Annotated in this window: 15 protein-coding genes; 8 read left to right on the forward strand and 7 right to left on the reverse strand. The window is 50.0% G+C overall.

What is annotated here, in order from left to right; all coding sequences use genetic code 11:
• Nucleotides 1-43: 43 nt before the first annotated feature.
• The 3 genes from MLAB_RS01755 to MLAB_RS01765 form a co-directional block, all read right to left on the reverse strand.
• The gene (locus MLAB_RS01755; RefSeq protein ID WP_011832713.1) at nucleotides 44-1,003 is read right to left on the reverse strand and encodes a radical SAM protein; all 960 of its coding nucleotides are present in this window, start codon (nucleotides 1,001-1,003) and stop codon (nucleotides 44-46) included.
• A gap of 138 nt (nucleotides 1,004-1,141) precedes the next feature.
• Nucleotides 1,142-1,693 (reverse strand): tRNA (N6-threonylcarbamoyladenosine(37)-N6)-methyltransferase TrmO, encoded by a 552-nt coding sequence (tsaA, locus tag MLAB_RS01760; protein ID WP_011832714.1) that lies wholly within the window; start codon nucleotides 1,691-1,693, stop codon nucleotides 1,142-1,144.
• 13 nt (nucleotides 1,694-1,706) lie between these two features.
• Nucleotides 1,707-2,456 (reverse strand): DUF364 domain-containing protein, encoded by a 750-nt coding sequence (locus MLAB_RS01765; RefSeq protein ID WP_011832715.1) that lies wholly within the window; start codon nucleotides 2,454-2,456, stop codon nucleotides 1,707-1,709.
• Between the two features lie 118 nt (nucleotides 2,457-2,574).
• Between MLAB_RS01765 and MLAB_RS01770 the strand changes: the two genes are divergently transcribed.
• The 4 genes from MLAB_RS01770 to MLAB_RS01785 are packed head-to-tail and all read left to right on the forward strand — an operon-like array spanning nucleotide 2,575 to nucleotide 5,123.
• Nucleotides 2,575-2,910, forward strand: a complete 336-nt coding sequence (locus MLAB_RS01770) for a NifB/NifX family molybdenum-iron cluster-binding protein (protein ID WP_011832716.1) — start codon at nucleotides 2,575-2,577, stop codon at nucleotides 2,908-2,910.
• A gap of 56 nt (nucleotides 2,911-2,966) precedes the next feature.
• On the forward strand, nucleotides 2,967-3,818 hold the full coding sequence (locus MLAB_RS01775; protein ID WP_048061964.1) for a nucleotide-binding protein: 852 nt from the start codon (nucleotides 2,967-2,969) through the stop codon (nucleotides 3,816-3,818).
• Nucleotides 3,815-4,696 carry an ATP-binding protein gene (locus MLAB_RS01780; RefSeq protein ID WP_011832718.1) on the forward strand — a complete coding sequence of 294 codons (882 nt, stop codon included), beginning with the start codon at nucleotides 3,815-3,817 and terminating at the stop codon, nucleotides 4,694-4,696. The genes MLAB_RS01775 and MLAB_RS01780 overlap by 4 nt, the downstream gene beginning before the upstream one ends.
• Nucleotides 4,683-5,123, forward strand: a complete 441-nt coding sequence (locus tag MLAB_RS01785) for a DUF134 domain-containing protein (protein WP_281034013.1) — start codon at nucleotides 4,683-4,685, stop codon at nucleotides 5,121-5,123. Before MLAB_RS01780 ends, MLAB_RS01785 begins: the two co-directional genes overlap by 14 nt.
• Before the next feature lie 464 nt (nucleotides 5,124-5,587).
• On the opposite strand, the gene MLAB_RS01790 is transcribed toward MLAB_RS01785, so the two are convergent.
• The 4 genes from MLAB_RS01790 to MLAB_RS01805 form a co-directional block, all read right to left on the reverse strand.
• Nucleotides 5,588-6,694: a KamA family radical SAM protein gene (locus MLAB_RS01790; protein WP_011832720.1), complete on the reverse strand. Its 1,107-nt coding sequence runs from the start codon at nucleotides 6,692-6,694 to the stop codon at nucleotides 5,588-5,590.
• Between the two features lie 256 nt (nucleotides 6,695-6,950).
• Nucleotides 6,951-7,790, reverse strand: a complete 840-nt coding sequence (ablB, locus tag MLAB_RS01795) for a putative beta-lysine N-acetyltransferase (protein WP_011832721.1) — start codon at nucleotides 7,788-7,790, stop codon at nucleotides 6,951-6,953.
• Nucleotides 7,777-9,138 (reverse strand): lysine 2,3-aminomutase, encoded by a 1,362-nt coding sequence (gene kamA, locus MLAB_RS01800; RefSeq protein WP_011832722.1) that lies wholly within the window; start codon nucleotides 9,136-9,138, stop codon nucleotides 7,777-7,779. Before kamA ends, ablB begins: the two co-directional genes overlap by 14 nt.
• Before the next feature lie 450 nt (nucleotides 9,139-9,588).
• Nucleotides 9,589-10,449, reverse strand: a complete 861-nt coding sequence (locus MLAB_RS01805; protein WP_011832723.1) for a methanogenesis marker 8 protein — start codon at nucleotides 10,447-10,449, stop codon at nucleotides 9,589-9,591.
• A gap of 42 nt (nucleotides 10,450-10,491) precedes the next feature.
• On the opposite strand from MLAB_RS01805, the gene MLAB_RS01810 reads away from it, so the two are divergent.
• The 4 genes from MLAB_RS01810 to MLAB_RS01825 are packed head-to-tail and all read left to right on the forward strand — an operon-like array spanning nucleotide 10,492 to nucleotide 13,731.
• Nucleotides 10,492-11,229 carry a heparan-alpha-glucosaminide N-acetyltransferase gene (locus MLAB_RS01810; RefSeq protein ID WP_011832724.1) on the forward strand — a complete coding sequence of 246 codons (738 nt, stop codon included), beginning with the start codon at nucleotides 10,492-10,494 and terminating at the stop codon, nucleotides 11,227-11,229.
• A 40-nt stretch (nucleotides 11,230-11,269) separates the two neighbouring features.
• Nucleotides 11,270-11,449 carry a hypothetical protein gene (locus MLAB_RS01815; protein ID WP_048061965.1) on the forward strand — a complete coding sequence of 60 codons (180 nt, stop codon included), beginning with the start codon at nucleotides 11,270-11,272 and terminating at the stop codon, nucleotides 11,447-11,449.
• Nucleotides 11,446-12,624, forward strand: a complete 1,179-nt coding sequence (gene pscS / locus MLAB_RS01820; protein ID WP_011832725.1) for an O-phospho-L-seryl-tRNA:Cys-tRNA synthase — start codon at nucleotides 11,446-11,448, stop codon at nucleotides 12,622-12,624. The genes MLAB_RS01815 and pscS overlap by 4 nt, the downstream gene beginning before the upstream one ends.
• A gap of 3 nt (nucleotides 12,625-12,627) precedes the next feature.
• Nucleotides 12,628-13,731 carry a TIGR04084 family radical SAM/SPASM domain-containing protein gene (locus tag MLAB_RS01825; RefSeq protein WP_011832726.1) on the forward strand — a complete coding sequence of 368 codons (1,104 nt, stop codon included), beginning with the start codon at nucleotides 12,628-12,630 and terminating at the stop codon, nucleotides 13,729-13,731.
• Nucleotides 13,732-13,735: the final 4 nt, after the last annotated feature.

Raw genomic sequence — 13,735 nt, forward strand, 5'->3', positions numbered from 1 at the left:
CCCAAAACTGAGATGCGGGGTTTCGTTTTGTCGTCGGCCGGTATTATTTCCGGGTCATATCCGGGCCTGCAGAGTAGAACACGCCTCTTTTTCCCCTCTGGATATGGACCGTTCCCTCTTCAAGAAGGCCGGAGAGGTACTTTGCCACCTCATGATGATGTAAGCCGGTCATGGATGCCAGATCTTCAACCGTCGAAGGCCGGATGCGGAGGGTTTTCAGGATATGTTCATGCGTGCTTTCTCCGGCTCTGCAGACATCGGGCTGCTCACAGCAGACTCCGGCCACATCTACAGGGATCTTGAGTTCGGCAAAGTATTTCCTGAAATTTTCCAGCTCGTCCGGATCCGGGGCCGTGACCCAGTCCTCTGCTGCCGGCCGGTCAAGCGTGTTCAGCTGGATGCGTGCAGGTTGGATTTTATCTATAACGTCTCGAAGTGATGCCAGTTCTTCTAAGCTGGTGTTCAGATCCGGTATGAGGAAGATCTCCAGCCAGATCTCACCATGGAATTCCTTTCGAAACTCCAGTATGTCACTGATGATCGTTTTTATTAAGAGGCAGGTATCTGGGCGATGGATTTTTTCAAACGTTTCCTGCGATGTGCTGGTCAGGGTAGGGATAACCAGATCCGCACTGGACAAATCCGCAATGACCTCCTTATTACCCAGCAGGCTCCCGTTCGTGAGGACGGCGACCTTATACTGCGGATAGGTTGTTTTCAGATGTCTGATGATTTTTCCGATCGACAGGGAAAGGGTCGGTTCACCGGATCCGGCAAATGTTATGTAATCCAAAGTAGGTCTTTCTCTGAGGACTGCATCCAGCTGGGAGATCACCTCTTCAGTTGGAAAAAACTCGGCCCTTTTTGTCGTGATATGGGTGGTCGCTCCGCATTCACAGTAGACACAGTCATATGAACAGGTCTTGAAGGGCAGAAGATCGATCCCAAGTGACCTTCCGAGTCTGCGGGACATGACCGGCCCGAAGATATGGTTTTCTGTCATTTCAATCCCCCGTATCTGTGCCAAGGGGCGTTTTTCGTCATTGGTATCTCATTTAGTGCTAAAAGATAATAATAGAATTTTTTGAGGGTCGTGCTGATAGTTTGTCTCATCGTTTTGTCTATCACCTGCAGCGTTCATTTATCTGAATCGTTCATCAGCCCTGGCCGACTCTGCGTTACCGGCGGTCTGATCGAGCCATCCTGCTTTTGCATCGGAAAACGCATCGAATGCCGGCACATAGGGTTTTATATCCAGCAGAGGTGTTCCGTCAAGAAGATCGACATTCTCTATTATCAGGACGTTTTCCTCGACCGCGATCAGTCTGACGATCGAGATTCCGATCGCATTCGGGCGTTTCGGCGCGCGTGTCGCAAAAACACCGTGCCGGGCTGTGTCCAGAAACGGCGTGACTTCGAGGGAGTATCCTTTCGATCTGTGAAATGCATAGATGAGGATTATGTGGGAGAATCCTTTCAGATCGGCAAGGCCGGCTTTCAGATCAGGACGCAGAGCGATGGTCCCGCGCACGCCTTTTGCTCCGGCCGGCTGGATCGGCATCCCTGCTGTATCGGTAAAGGGTGACCGAACGATCCCTATCGGCGTGTATCTGAATGAATCCGCCTGGCATACGGTAGAACCCATCTCCTCCTCATCTTTGTTCGCGGTTGTATCCATAGTATCTGCTTTCATTTTATTTTTTAGATTATATGCGTTTTTCGGGGTTTGTAAAGGCCAGCAGTTTCACTCCGGTGATCTGTTTGAATGACGCTCCCTGTCCGACAGCGGCGAGAACACTTTTCCCGTCGATGACACGGGATCCTGCGATAATATCCGCCCCATGCTCAAACATGACCGGAGAAAGCGGCGTCGTCGGACCCAGAACAATGACCAGAGCATTCGGATCACAAAGGTCCAGGAGGCCGTCCATCGTATGATTTACCAGAGAACTCCCGGTGATCCCTACGACATCTGCACGAGGAATGATCTCAGCAGCTGCCTCTTTAGGATACTCATCTTCCCCGGGGTGTATCTCAAGGACCTGAAGGTTTTCGACGCGTTCCCGGAGTTTTTGAATAAACGGAAAATGCCCGACAAGCGCTACCGTTTTTCCTGCGCCTTTTTCCATCAGCAGATCCGCCGCGTTTATCTCCGCCGCATTTTGTTCATTCACTTCCAGAAGCGAGTTGATGGCGGCAACGCCGATTCCTGCTTCCAGGGGATTTTTCGAGAGAGCGTATCCGGCCAGCTCCTGAGCACTTTTCTCATGAAGATGTCCCGCATCGCGGACAACGATTGTGTGGTCGTGGACCTCCTCGCCGATAATCGTTGCAGCAAGGCCGCAGTGTGTACTGCAGACGGCTGTCCAGTGCGCTCCGATACAGACGGATCGGACGGGTACTGGTTTTTCCGGCAGATCTGCAAGCAGACCTTCAATAATACTGTTTTTGCTCATGTGATCCGTTCCTTTGCATGCAGAGTTTTTCTCTCTGCAGAGGGCAGTATGATTACGATACGATAGTTTAAATTACTTGTGCGCATATGTGTAAAATAATATTGAGGTTATATCTATCATGAAAGTATGTATTACAGCACAGGGTGCACTACTCGAGTCCAAAGTCGAAAACAGGTTTGGCCGGGCTCCGTATTTCATTATCGCAGACACTGAAACAGGATCGTTTGAAGCAGTTGTAAATCCGTTTGCCGACGGATCCGGCGGTGTGGGTCCAAAAGCCGCCAACTTGATCATAGAACATCAGGCCGGAGCTCTCATCAGTGGTCTTTTAGGGGGAAATGCAAAGGCCGTTTTAGATATGGCTGGTGTAGAACAGTTTGTCTATCAAGCTGGCGGAACGGTAAGCGATGCTCTGGACGCGTTCAAAAAGAACACGCTTGATCGGGTGAAATAACGCCCGCAGACCGATGAGATTGATTATCAATTCATTACATAATAATGAGTAAGAGTATGAAATTAGCAATAGCCAGTGGAAAAGGGGGAACCGGGAAGAGTATGACAGCAGCGAATCTTGCCTTCACCCTTGCATCGGATCGTTTGGTCAGTCTCGTTGATTGTGATGTGGAGGAACCCAATCTTCATCTGTTCTTTCCCTCCAAAACCACACCGCGTGACGTAACGCTGCCGATACCGGTGTTCGATGCATCCATCTGTACCCTATGTGGAGCATGCGGAGAGTTCTGTCGATACGGCGCAGTCTCCGTACTGCCGAAAAAACTCCTGTTTTTTCCTGATCTCTGCCATTCCTGCGGCGGATGCACACTTCTGTGTCCTGAGCACGCGATCCATGAAGAATCCAAACGTATCGGGACACTCTCTGTCTCCACGCCGCTTCCCGGCCTGAAGCTGGTGACGGGTACGCTGGATTCGGGCAGCCCCCTTGCCGTTCCCATTATCCACGCGGTAAAACTTGAGGCCGAACCGGATCCTCTTGTTATTCTGGACACGGCTCCGGGAACATCCTGTCCGGTCGTCGAGGCGCTTGAAGGATGCGATGCCTGTATCCTCGTTACCGAGTCGACGCCGTTTGGCCTGCATGATCTCGAACTTGCGGTTGATGTGACCAAACGTCTCGGGATCCCGGCCGGAGTCATCATCAATCGGAGTGACGGAAAGGATGAAGAGACACTCAGGTTCTGTGAACAGCAGGATCTTCCGGTCCTGCTGACGATACCGTTCAGCCGTGAGATCGCCGCCGTTCAAAACAGGGGCGATCTCCTCTGCCGGGCATATCCTGAGTGGCAGAAGGAATTTCTTTCGGTCTTTTCCAAGGCTGAATCACTTCTGGAGGCAAAGTCATGATTAGGATGGCTGTTGTCAGCGGAAAGGGGGGCACAGGAAAGACGATGATAACTGCGGCCCTCTCCCGCCTTCTGAAAGGATCTCTCGTGCTTGCGGATTGTGATGTGGATGCTGCCAATCTCTCTCTAGTTCTGTCTCCCCGGCTGATCAGAACAGATCCGTTCATGGGAATGAAGGCGGCGGTGATCGACCCTGAGCTCTGTACAGAGTGCGGGGCGTGCTTGGAGCACTGTCGTTTTCATGCTGTAGAGATGGATGACGGGGCCTATCTGATCAATCCTTCGCGGTGTGAGGGGTGTGCGGTCTGTACGATCGTCTGTCCTGCTGATGCCGTGTCAATGCAGCCCAGACAGACGGGAGTCATCATGTATTCGGAGGTCGACCGGGGTCATCTGGTCCATGCGCGGCTCGTACCTGGTGCAGGAAATTCCGGCCTTCTCGTCCATGCAGTGAAAAAAACCGCCTTACGGGAGGACGGAGATGCTGAGAAGTTTCTCGTTGACGGGCCTCCCGGGACCGGATGTCCTTTGATTTCGTCGGTGAGCGGGATGAACGCCGTAATCGTGGTCACCGAACCGAGCGTATCCGGTCTTCATGATATGAAACGGGTCATCACTGTCTGCCGGCAGTTCCGATTGAAGATCTTTGTCGTTATCAACCGGTATGATCTTGATTTAATCAAGACGGAGGAGATCGAGGCCTACTGTCAGAAGGAGATCATCCCTCTTATTGGAAAGATTCCATTTGACCCGGCAGTGATATCAGCCGTTCGTGCCGGTGTTCCAGTAACGGATCAAGGTTCAGGTCCTGCATCTCTCTCGATCTGCGGGATAGCGGATACCCTTGAAAAGGAGTTGGGAAATCTTGCCGCCCAGTAATGAAAATGATGAGTGCCGGGGACGAAGAGGCCGCCCGCGGAGAAACCGGGGAATGTATGATTCGATACACGCCCGGTGTTATGCTCCTCAGTGCAATATCCATGAAAACATTGAAGTGGTGTATCTATTCCCTGAGGAGATTGCCGCGCTTGACCTGATCGATATCCAGCAGCTTGATCAGGAGGAGGCAGCGCTTCGTATCGGGGTCTCCAGAAAAACCATATGGCGTGATGTACATGAAGGGCGGCGTAAAATGGCCGATGCAATCATACATGGCAAAGTGATCGTGATGAAGGAGTGTTCGGATCGGGGGAACGGTACATGCCCAAAACAGAATATGAATCTGTGTCCTAAGACGGACGGAGGGGTCTGCCCCCGTTCTTCTGTCATGTCCGATCAAACGGATGATTCTCGATCTGATGCCTGAATCTGAGTTGCCTCAATACAAACATTTATGTATTTATACGCATATGTGTACATATGGTGCTGTGAACAGCATCAGGGAACAAATATAATGCCAGGATTAGATGGTACAGGACCCCAAGGTGCGGGGTCAATGACAGGACGGGGCTTTGGGAAATGCCGGGTTGGACCCGGGCGCACTGAAGTGGTACCGTCCATGGTACAAACACCAGACGGTGCAGTCGATTCAGATATATATCGTGAACAGCCTATTTCGCAGGCGCCATTTTATGGTGTAGGTCGCGGTGGAATGTCGTGCGGCTGTGGGAAAGGTCGGAGATTTGGCGGCGGCAGAGGTTGCCGCCAGGCATAATCTTCTTTTTTACACCACGTTTATTTTACATTTAGAAAAAGATTTATCGGAACTGATTTGTGAAACACTATCACCTGATCGGATCTGTGCAGAATTTTTCATGATTAAAAAAAAGGTTAGTTCTTTACAGAATCAGAACCTGTAAGATAGTCATCGAACCACGTTGCTTTTGGGTTCGTCGGAAAGGTCATGAACTTTCCAATGTCATCGTTTTCTGCCGCCTGATGATATCGCATGAAAATATTTTCTGCATCTTTCCCAACTACCTCGACCTTTCCGGTCGAGTGCGACATGATAAATCTTGCCCGTTTTGCAAGGCCTGAGCAGTTTTTCCAGGCTCCCTGTACAATGTCATAGGACTCTTCAACCGGTACCTGGAACAGTCCATTGCCTGTTGCCGGTCTGCACTGGAAAACATAGTAGGGCGCGATGCCGGCGAAGGAGAGTTTGCGGAAAAGTGTTGTAAGTGTCTCCGATTCGGCATTGATTCCATTAAGGATCGGCGTCTGGTTAACAACAATCACATCGGCTTTCTGCAGAGCTTCTGCCGCCTGTATCGAGACGTCTGTGATCTCATTGGGATGATTGAAGTGTGCCATCAGATATATCCGTTTTTCCGGGGTGCTGTACCGCGAGAGGACAGAAAGAAGTTCAGCATCGTTGAGGATACGATACGGATTGTATGCCAGCATCTTACTTCCGATCCGGATGATGCTTACATGCGGTATCTCGCGAAGTTCACGGAGCACGGATTCGAGATGCCGGGTATCAAGTGTCAGGGGGTCTCCGCCGGTCAGAAGAACGTTGGTGATCTCCGTGTGCTCCCGGATATACGCAATATTTTCGGATACGTCCCTCACGGTCTCGCGTTCGCAGGACATAAAAAGGCGTTTTCGAAAACAGAAACGGCATATCCCGCCGCAGACATCGGTCAAAAGCAGAAGTCCGGTCTGATCATATTTGTGCTGGAGACCGGGTTTTTTGGTATAATCTTTTTCACAGGAGGGGTCATTTGATCCGCCGGATTCAAGCTCACGGGGGTCAGGGACGATGATAGCTCTGATTGGGTCCCTCCGGTCTTTCCAGTCGATAAGTGATAGATAATAGTCGTTGGCCCGAAATGGGAATACGTCGGTCACTCTCTCCATCATCTCCCGTTCTTTGGGAGCAAGCCCGACAAGATTGTCAAGCGCAGAAATAGATGTAATGTACTTTGGTTTCATTTTTTCCCTCGGTTGAAGGTTCAATCCGCCCAAAAGGGGCAGACTTGATATGTGCAAAAAGACTGGTCACATTGCCGTTAAACAGAAGATCTTAGTGACCTGATGCACAATTCTTTAAACGATTTCTACTTGGTTCCAATCGTTTAAACCTTTTCCGTCTTATGGCGGCGATGAAGATAATCAGGTTAAATTGCTTTGAATATTCTTGCATATATTCAGATGTCTTGGAAAAATGTTGAGGTGTCTGGATTATTTTTTAAAGTTTTTTGTACCAGATATTCATGCTCTCGATCGCTCCGCTTATGCTGGTGTTGTTTGGCAGCATCCCGCCGAATCGGTAACCAGCCCCTGCAAAAACTGCATTCATAGGGAGAGAAATCGATCTGGCGATGGTATATCCTGTGATGATTCCTTCCCGCTTCATAGCCTTTTCCATCTCGGAAAGCAGAATTCCTGCAAATCCCCTGCCGCGATACAAGGGATCTGCTGCAAAATCCGTCATCTCTGCAGTCAGGCTCACCTCATCAACTTCGCATGCCGCCGCTGCAGTAATCTTCTCTCCATGCATGATGAGAAAATAGCGTACGTTGTCCTGCATGGATTTTTTGAGATATTCGGGATCAAAGATTGGGAAAGGGTACGTTGGAAAGACCCGTTGAAACAAGGCTGCAAGATTGTCGGCATCATCGGTTTGTGCGGGCCGAAGGGCGAACCCTTCCGAAAGATATCCATCCTTTCGATGAGCAGTATGATTCTGAACTGCAGCAAGCATCTCTGTCTGTTTGTCTGATCCATTGATCTCTCTTCTGGCAGGGTTGGTGTATTTCGCCATGAACACTGCTTTTTCTCTGCCCTGATAGAATGCGGGGATGGATGCTTCAATTATGTAGCCTGCATGGAAAAAATGTTCTGCAGAAGATAAGGGAACTTTTCCAACGATTTTGGTGTATCCCTCCTTTTCGGCAAGATCATCTGCATACCTGATGATCCCTGGCAGGTCATCTGGTGCAAGTGTCATGAAGTAGATCCTGTTGTTGAAAGGGCCGTGCTGAAGTATACTTTTTCCATATGTGGTCACGGAATCAGTTGGTTTCATCCTCCCTCCTTTCAAGACGTTCGTTATTTTCCGGGATCAGTGTAGTTGTATCATCATAATCGGCGAGAAGCTTTGCGACGCCGACCACCTTCGATTCATCTGCATTTCGTATGTTTAGCTGGAGTTTGCAGGCATCGCAATTCTGATCACAGATAATTCTGTCATAAACCGCCGGCTCCTGATATGTGCAGATGATTCCTTCATAGTTTCTAAGAACTACTTTGTTTACCGACCATGTCAAGAGATAATTTGGAGACACAGGGATTTTCCCTCCTCCTCCCGGCGCATCCACCACATATCTTGGGACGGCAAATCCGCTGGTGTGTCCGATCAGACTTTCCATGATCTCGATTCCTTTCGCGATGGGTGTTCGGAAATGACTGATTCCTTCAGACAGATCGCACTGATACAAATAATAAGGCCGAATTCGGTTTTTCACCAGTTGATGTACCAGTTCTTTCATGATGACCGGGCAGTCGTTAATCCGTGCAAGGAGGACCGACTGATTTCCAAGCGGAATTCCGGCATCGACAAGTTTTGCAACTGCTGCCTGGGCTGACGGAGTCATCTCTTTTGGGTGATTGAACTGTGTATTGATCCAGATCGGTTTGTGCTTTTTGAGAATGTCGACCAGCTGATTGGTGATCCTAAACGGGAGGACGACAGGAACTCTTGTCCCGATTCGTATCACTTCTACATGCGGGATGGCGGTAAGTTCGGTAAGTATCCAGTCCAAGCTCTCATCACTCAACATAAACGGATCTCCTCCTGAAAGGAGTACGTCGCGAATCTGGGTGTTTTCACGTATGTAGGCAATGCCTTCAAGGATTTTTTCACGGTCTGGGATGGAATCTTTATCACCTACTTTTCGTTTCCGTGTACAGTGTCTGCAGTACATTGCACAGGTATTACTGACAAGAAACAGAACTCGATCCGGATACCTGTGGGTGATACATTCGCATGGACTGTCTTTATCTTCTGCAAGCGGATCACTGAGCTCATAATTTTCTACGATGAGTTCTGCAGGAGATGGGAATGCCTGCCTGAAAATCGGGTCATTTCGGTAATCCTCGGTATCGATAAGCGAGAGGTAGTATGGGGTGATACTGATTGGGAACTTCTCTACAGTTCTCTGGAGTTCTTCTCGTTCTTTTGGATCAAACGTTATTCCCAGTACCTGCTGGACCATGTCGATACTTCTGACCGCATGCCTGACCTGCCATTTCCAGTTTTTCCAGTATTCACCGTCATCAATCCCGGCGTATCTTCCCTTTGAAAAGGCACCACTCTCGTTCGTTTGCGTCTCTGTGTCTGCGGTTTTCTCCAGAGACTCTGTCTGGAGTGTCATATATCACGCTCCCCGGTTTTGGTCGGGCCGGAATCACTTAATTCAAAATGATGATCCATGATCCATCCGGTGATCGGATTTATTCGCAGATTGTTTTCATGCAAAGCATGTTCCGGCTCATTTGCTGGCCAGAATAATGATGAAATATACAATGAATGCATTTTCGCCTCAAGTCTGTGTTCATCTCCGCACAAATGCGGCAGAGACCGGTGTGCGGGAAGCCGACGCCGCAGTGAAAAAAACTAGAGATCATCGGCATACGGCTGCCCCGTCCGGTGAACACTTTTACCTTTGGGCTCAGGCTTTAAACCTTTTGCCCCCACTACCGGTATAATCAGTCTGAATGTAAAAATCTGGCAAAATCGGGTTCTAAATAAAAACAATGCGTAACGTTGATGTTCAGTTTTGCTCAAGTCCGGAAGTATTTCCGGTCTCAGCCAACCAAAAAAATTAAACTAAAGGTTCCGGCTGTTTTCCCATATCTTCGACCGGTAGCTTGGTATTTTTCACCAGGATCTGCTGATCTGTTTCAATCAGTCTTTCCATGATCAGACGTTTTCCTGCTCGAGTCATAGCATACACCGGCACGCCAACGCCTCCCTGTACCAATGCTTTGGACACGGCGGCACGAACATACTTCGAGGCACAGGCAAAGACAAGGTCAGAGGCGGCGACGAGTCTCTCTGCATTTTCGGCGCTTGCAACCCCTGATGTGTGAACCGCGATTATCAGTGCTTCCGGATATTCTGCACGAATTTCTTCTGCAAGTTCATGCTGGAATCCCGCAACGGTCACTGCCGTTTTCGTCCATCCTTCGGCTTTTGCCCGGGTAAGTCCTGCAAGGACGTCGAGTTTTGCGGTCTCTTTGTCGATAACAATGCCGCCTGACTCTTCTATTTTTCTGATTACTTCTGGATGGGGAGTCGTTGAAACAAGACCGGACATCCTTCCGCCGAGTCCCTGAACAAGATCGGGTGTTCGAACAATCACCGTTCCTGCGCCGTCCGAGCAGATGACCGCTGCGTCAAGGGTCTTTGTTCTCAGACCCGTGCTCATCAGTTCGGATGCGCCGAAGAGGACGAAGGTTTCCTGGTCAAGAACCTGCCGTTCTTTTGTACACATCCCGAAGGTTTTGATTCGCGACTCGATGTTCTTTTGCACTGACTCTTTTGTGATCGGGTCGACCGGTGTGGCAAACCGTTTTGCAAGAGGACAGAAATCGACTGCCGGCTCTCCAACCTCCACAACTTTTCCGTTCCTGATGACGATACGCGTCATTCCGATCGCCTCGATAATATGTTCGTCTTTCATTTTTCGATGGATAGATATGATATCCGCATCAACATAAATCCAATGAGAGGGTCACGCTACTTTGAACTGGACGCTGCACGCGGGATTGCCCTTATTCTGATGATCCTCTATCATATCCTCTTCTGTCTGTACTTTTTCGGCACTGGACTTGTCCCCTGGTTTGATCCGTATACCATGTCGGGTGCGCCGATCGCTTTTCTTTTTATCGTGATTGCCGGCATATCCCTCGTATTATCCACCGGCCGCGAAACAAGTCCGGTAAAGGCGGCGAAGAAACTTGTGATTCGATCGCTTTATCTTCTTTGCATTGCAGCCGTCATTACGATAGTAACCTGGATCGTTTATCCTGAGGAAACGGTCGTCTTTGGTATCCTTCATCTGATCGGCGTTGCCACGATACTTGCCATCCCGTTTGTCGTAATGAAAGTCAAACCATATGTCCCCCTCGTGTTTGGACTGATCTGTATTGTTCTCTCTCCTTTCGTCTCAATGCTGAGGGGACCGGCATTTCTGATCCCGTTCGGTATTACGTATAATGGATTTGCTACGCTGGACTACGAACCCCTTATTCCCTGGTTCGGTGTTGTTCTTCTCGGTGTGGCGCTCGGTCAGGTCATCTATAAAGGCGGTGTCCGTCGTGGAATCCTCACCCGGCTCGGCGAAATGCCCCGCGTACTTGCTCCGCTTTGCTTTATTGGACGTCACACACTGATCATCTATATCGTCCATGTGCCGATCATCATCGGCGTCTTATTCCTGCTCGGTCTCGTCAGCCTGTAACGATATTTTCTTTTGTCCAGGAGTAGACGTACATACCATCATGTCACAGCGAGCCGCAGATGCAGTATTTCAGGCTTTATTCTCCCTAACGGACATCAGAGCCATTCTCCGGACTACTGCCCCGGATCATTCCCTTGACGAGGACCAGAAGGCAAAAACCGCAAAGGCCCTCGCATCGGTGGAGAAGCAGATATCCATACTCAGAGAGGAACTCTTATGAAATGCTGTGATAATATCGACGCACGCATGGTCGACGAGACTTCCATCAATCTTGATCCTATCCAAGTGGGGGGCCGTCTGACACCCGAAGCGATGAAAGCGATGATTTCCTGGGGAGACGGTTACTCGGTCTGTGACAACTGCAGAAAACCGTTCCGCCTGGATTATATCGAGAAACCGCCGCTGAAAGATTTCCATGTGGATGTTGCCGAATGGCTTGGCATGGCTCAGGCACGCACGGTCCCCGGCGCACGCCGCGGATTCCAGCAGGTTGCAGGTACCTACGTGGAAAAAGGCGATCCTGTTCTGATCGGTGCGCTTGCCCACTATACTTCATATCTCTCCGTCGAACTTCAGAAAGGAATCGTTCGCGAGATCCCAAAAACTGCCGACAACCATATCACGGCAGAAGATACCGCAAACCGGATAGAGGATGTTGTCCGGGAGTTCGGTATCGCGCCGAAACTGCTCTACATCGATCATGTGGATTACCAGTTCGGGAACATGCATGATGTGAAAGGCATCGCAAAGGTCGCTCATCAGTATGATATTCCCGTTCTCTACAACGGTGTTTACACAGTGGGTATCATGCCGGTGAACGGCAAAGATCTCGGCGTCGACTTCATCATCGGATCTGGCCACAAAAGCATGGCTGCTCCTGCCCCGTCGGGAATTCTTGCCGCGACCGAGGAGCGGGCCAACGAGGTTTTCCGCACGACGCAGATGGAAGGCGACCTCACAGGGAGAAAATTCGGCATCAAAGAGGTTGGGATTCTCGGATGTTCTCTGATGGGTGCTCCGATCGTCGGACTTCTTGCCTCCTTCCCGACGGTAAAGGCCCGCGTTGAACATTTCGACGAGGAACTTGCCAACAGCAAAATCGTTGTCGAGGCACTTCGATTCATTGAGGGAACGAAGATCCTTTCCGAGTATCCAAGAAAACACACCCTGACACGCGTGGACACCACCGGTTCGTTTGATCAGGTCGCGCAGACCCACAAGAAGCGCGGCTTTTTCCTGTCGAGTGCTCTTGGAAAGAAGGGAATTACCGGTATTATTCCCGGCGCCACCAAGGTGTGGAAGTTCAACACCTACGGCATGACCAAAAAGCAGGCCGAGTATGTAGCGGATACATATCTTGAGATCGCGGAAACGAATGGTCTGACCATCAACTGAAGTATGTTTTTCCATCTGATCGTGACCGATGACTGTAATCTCTGCTGTTCGTACTGCAGGGGAAAGATGTTCGAGGAGGAAGACCCTGCCGGGAATTCACCGGGCACGATTGATGATACGATCTGCGAGAATCTGTCGTTTCCGTTGGCGGATCTCTATGTGTTTCTTGCAAAAGATCCAAACGCGGTTCTCACGTTTATCGGCGGCGAGCCGCTCATCCGATCCGATTTGGTTATGGAGATCATGGATCATGCCCCGGTAAAACGGTTCATGCTCCAGACGAATGGGACCCTTCTTGGAAAACTCTCTTCTGAATATACGAACCGGTTCGAGACGATCCTTATCTCTATCGACGGGGAAAAGGATCTGACCGACAGGCACCGCGGCGAGGGAATGTACGATCTCGTGCTTGGCACCGCCGATTTGACTCGTTCCAACGGATATACAGGCGAGCTTATCGCCAGAATGACGGTTGCCGAAGACACGGATATTTTTTCAGCCGTCACCCATCTTGCAGAACACTTCAGTTCGATCCACTGGCAGATGGATGCGGATTTTACCGGTGACTTCTCCCGTCGGAGATTTGCCGCGTGGAGCGAGGGATATAATGCAGGTATTCGCCGGCTCGTTTCCGAATGGGTTTCCCGGATCGAGACGACGGGTGTTGTTCCCAAATGGTATCCGTTTCTTTCGACGACCGAAGATCTTCTGCTTGGCCGCTCGTCAAAACTCAGGTGCGGCTCGGGGTACGTGAATTACAGTATTATGACCAACGGCCGGATCGCCCCCTGTCCGATCATGGTTGGGATGGCGGATTATTATGCGGGCGATATCAGAGATGCCGACCCCCTTTTCCTTCCGGAAATACCAATCCGTGAACCATGTCTTTCCTGCGATATATACGGATTCTGCGGTGGCCGTTGTCTTTACTCGAATATTGTCCGTCCGTGGCGCGGCGAATATCACCTCGTCTGCGGAACCGTCAGGAATCTGCATGATGCCCTTATGGAAAATCTTCCCCGTATCCGGGCGATTATCGATGAAGGCAAACTTGATTTGGATGCATTTGCCCACACACGATATAACGGATGCGAGATAATACCCTGATATC

The organism is Methanocorpusculum labreanum Z, from assembly GCF_000015765.1.
GTDB lineage: Archaea > Halobacteriota > Methanomicrobia > Methanomicrobiales > Methanocorpusculaceae > Methanocorpusculum > Methanocorpusculum labreanum.

What these genes read in the sequence shown, in the direction of transcription:
- MLAB_RS01755 (WP_011832713.1), bottom strand. Translation starts at nt 1,003, where the DNA reads ATGACAGAAAACCATATCTTCGGGCCGGTCATGTCCCGCAGACTCGGA.
- tsaA (WP_011832714.1), bottom strand. Translation starts at nt 1,693, where the DNA reads ATGAAAGCAGATACTATGGATACAACCGCGAACAAAGATGAGGAGGAG.
- MLAB_RS01765 (WP_011832715.1), bottom strand. Translation starts at nt 2,456, where the DNA reads ATGAGCAAAAACAGTATTATTGAAGGTCTGCTTGCAGATCTGCCGGAA.
- MLAB_RS01770 (WP_011832716.1), top strand. Translation starts at nt 2,575, where the DNA reads ATGAAAGTATGTATTACAGCACAGGGTGCACTACTCGAGTCCAAAGTC.
- MLAB_RS01775 (WP_048061964.1), top strand. Translation starts at nt 2,967, where the DNA reads ATGAAATTAGCAATAGCCAGTGGAAAAGGGGGAACCGGGAAGAGTATG.
- MLAB_RS01780 (WP_011832718.1), top strand. Translation starts at nt 3,815, where the DNA reads ATGATTAGGATGGCTGTTGTCAGCGGAAAGGGGGGCACAGGAAAGACG.
- MLAB_RS01790 (WP_011832720.1), bottom strand. Translation starts at nt 6,694, where the DNA reads ATGAAACCAAAGTACATTACATCTATTTCTGCGCTTGACAATCTTGTC.
- ablB (WP_011832721.1), bottom strand. Translation starts at nt 7,790, where the DNA reads ATGAAACCAACTGATTCCGTGACCACATATGGAAAAAGTATACTTCAG.
- kamA (WP_011832722.1), bottom strand. Translation starts at nt 9,138, where the DNA reads ATGACACTCCAGACAGAGTCTCTGGAGAAAACCGCAGACACAGAGACG.
- MLAB_RS01805 (WP_011832723.1), bottom strand. Translation starts at nt 10,449, where the DNA reads ATGAAAGACGAACATATTATCGAGGCGATCGGAATGACGCGTATCGTC.
- MLAB_RS01810 (WP_011832724.1), top strand. Translation starts at nt 10,492, where the DNA reads ATGAGAGGGTCACGCTACTTTGAACTGGACGCTGCACGCGGGATTGCC.
- MLAB_RS01815 (WP_048061965.1), top strand. Translation starts at nt 11,270, where the DNA reads ATGTCACAGCGAGCCGCAGATGCAGTATTTCAGGCTTTATTCTCCCTA.
- pscS (WP_011832725.1), top strand. Translation starts at nt 11,446, where the DNA reads ATGAAATGCTGTGATAATATCGACGCACGCATGGTCGACGAGACTTCC.
- MLAB_RS01825 (WP_011832726.1), top strand. Translation starts at nt 12,628, where the DNA reads ATGTTTTTCCATCTGATCGTGACCGATGACTGTAATCTCTGCTGTTCG.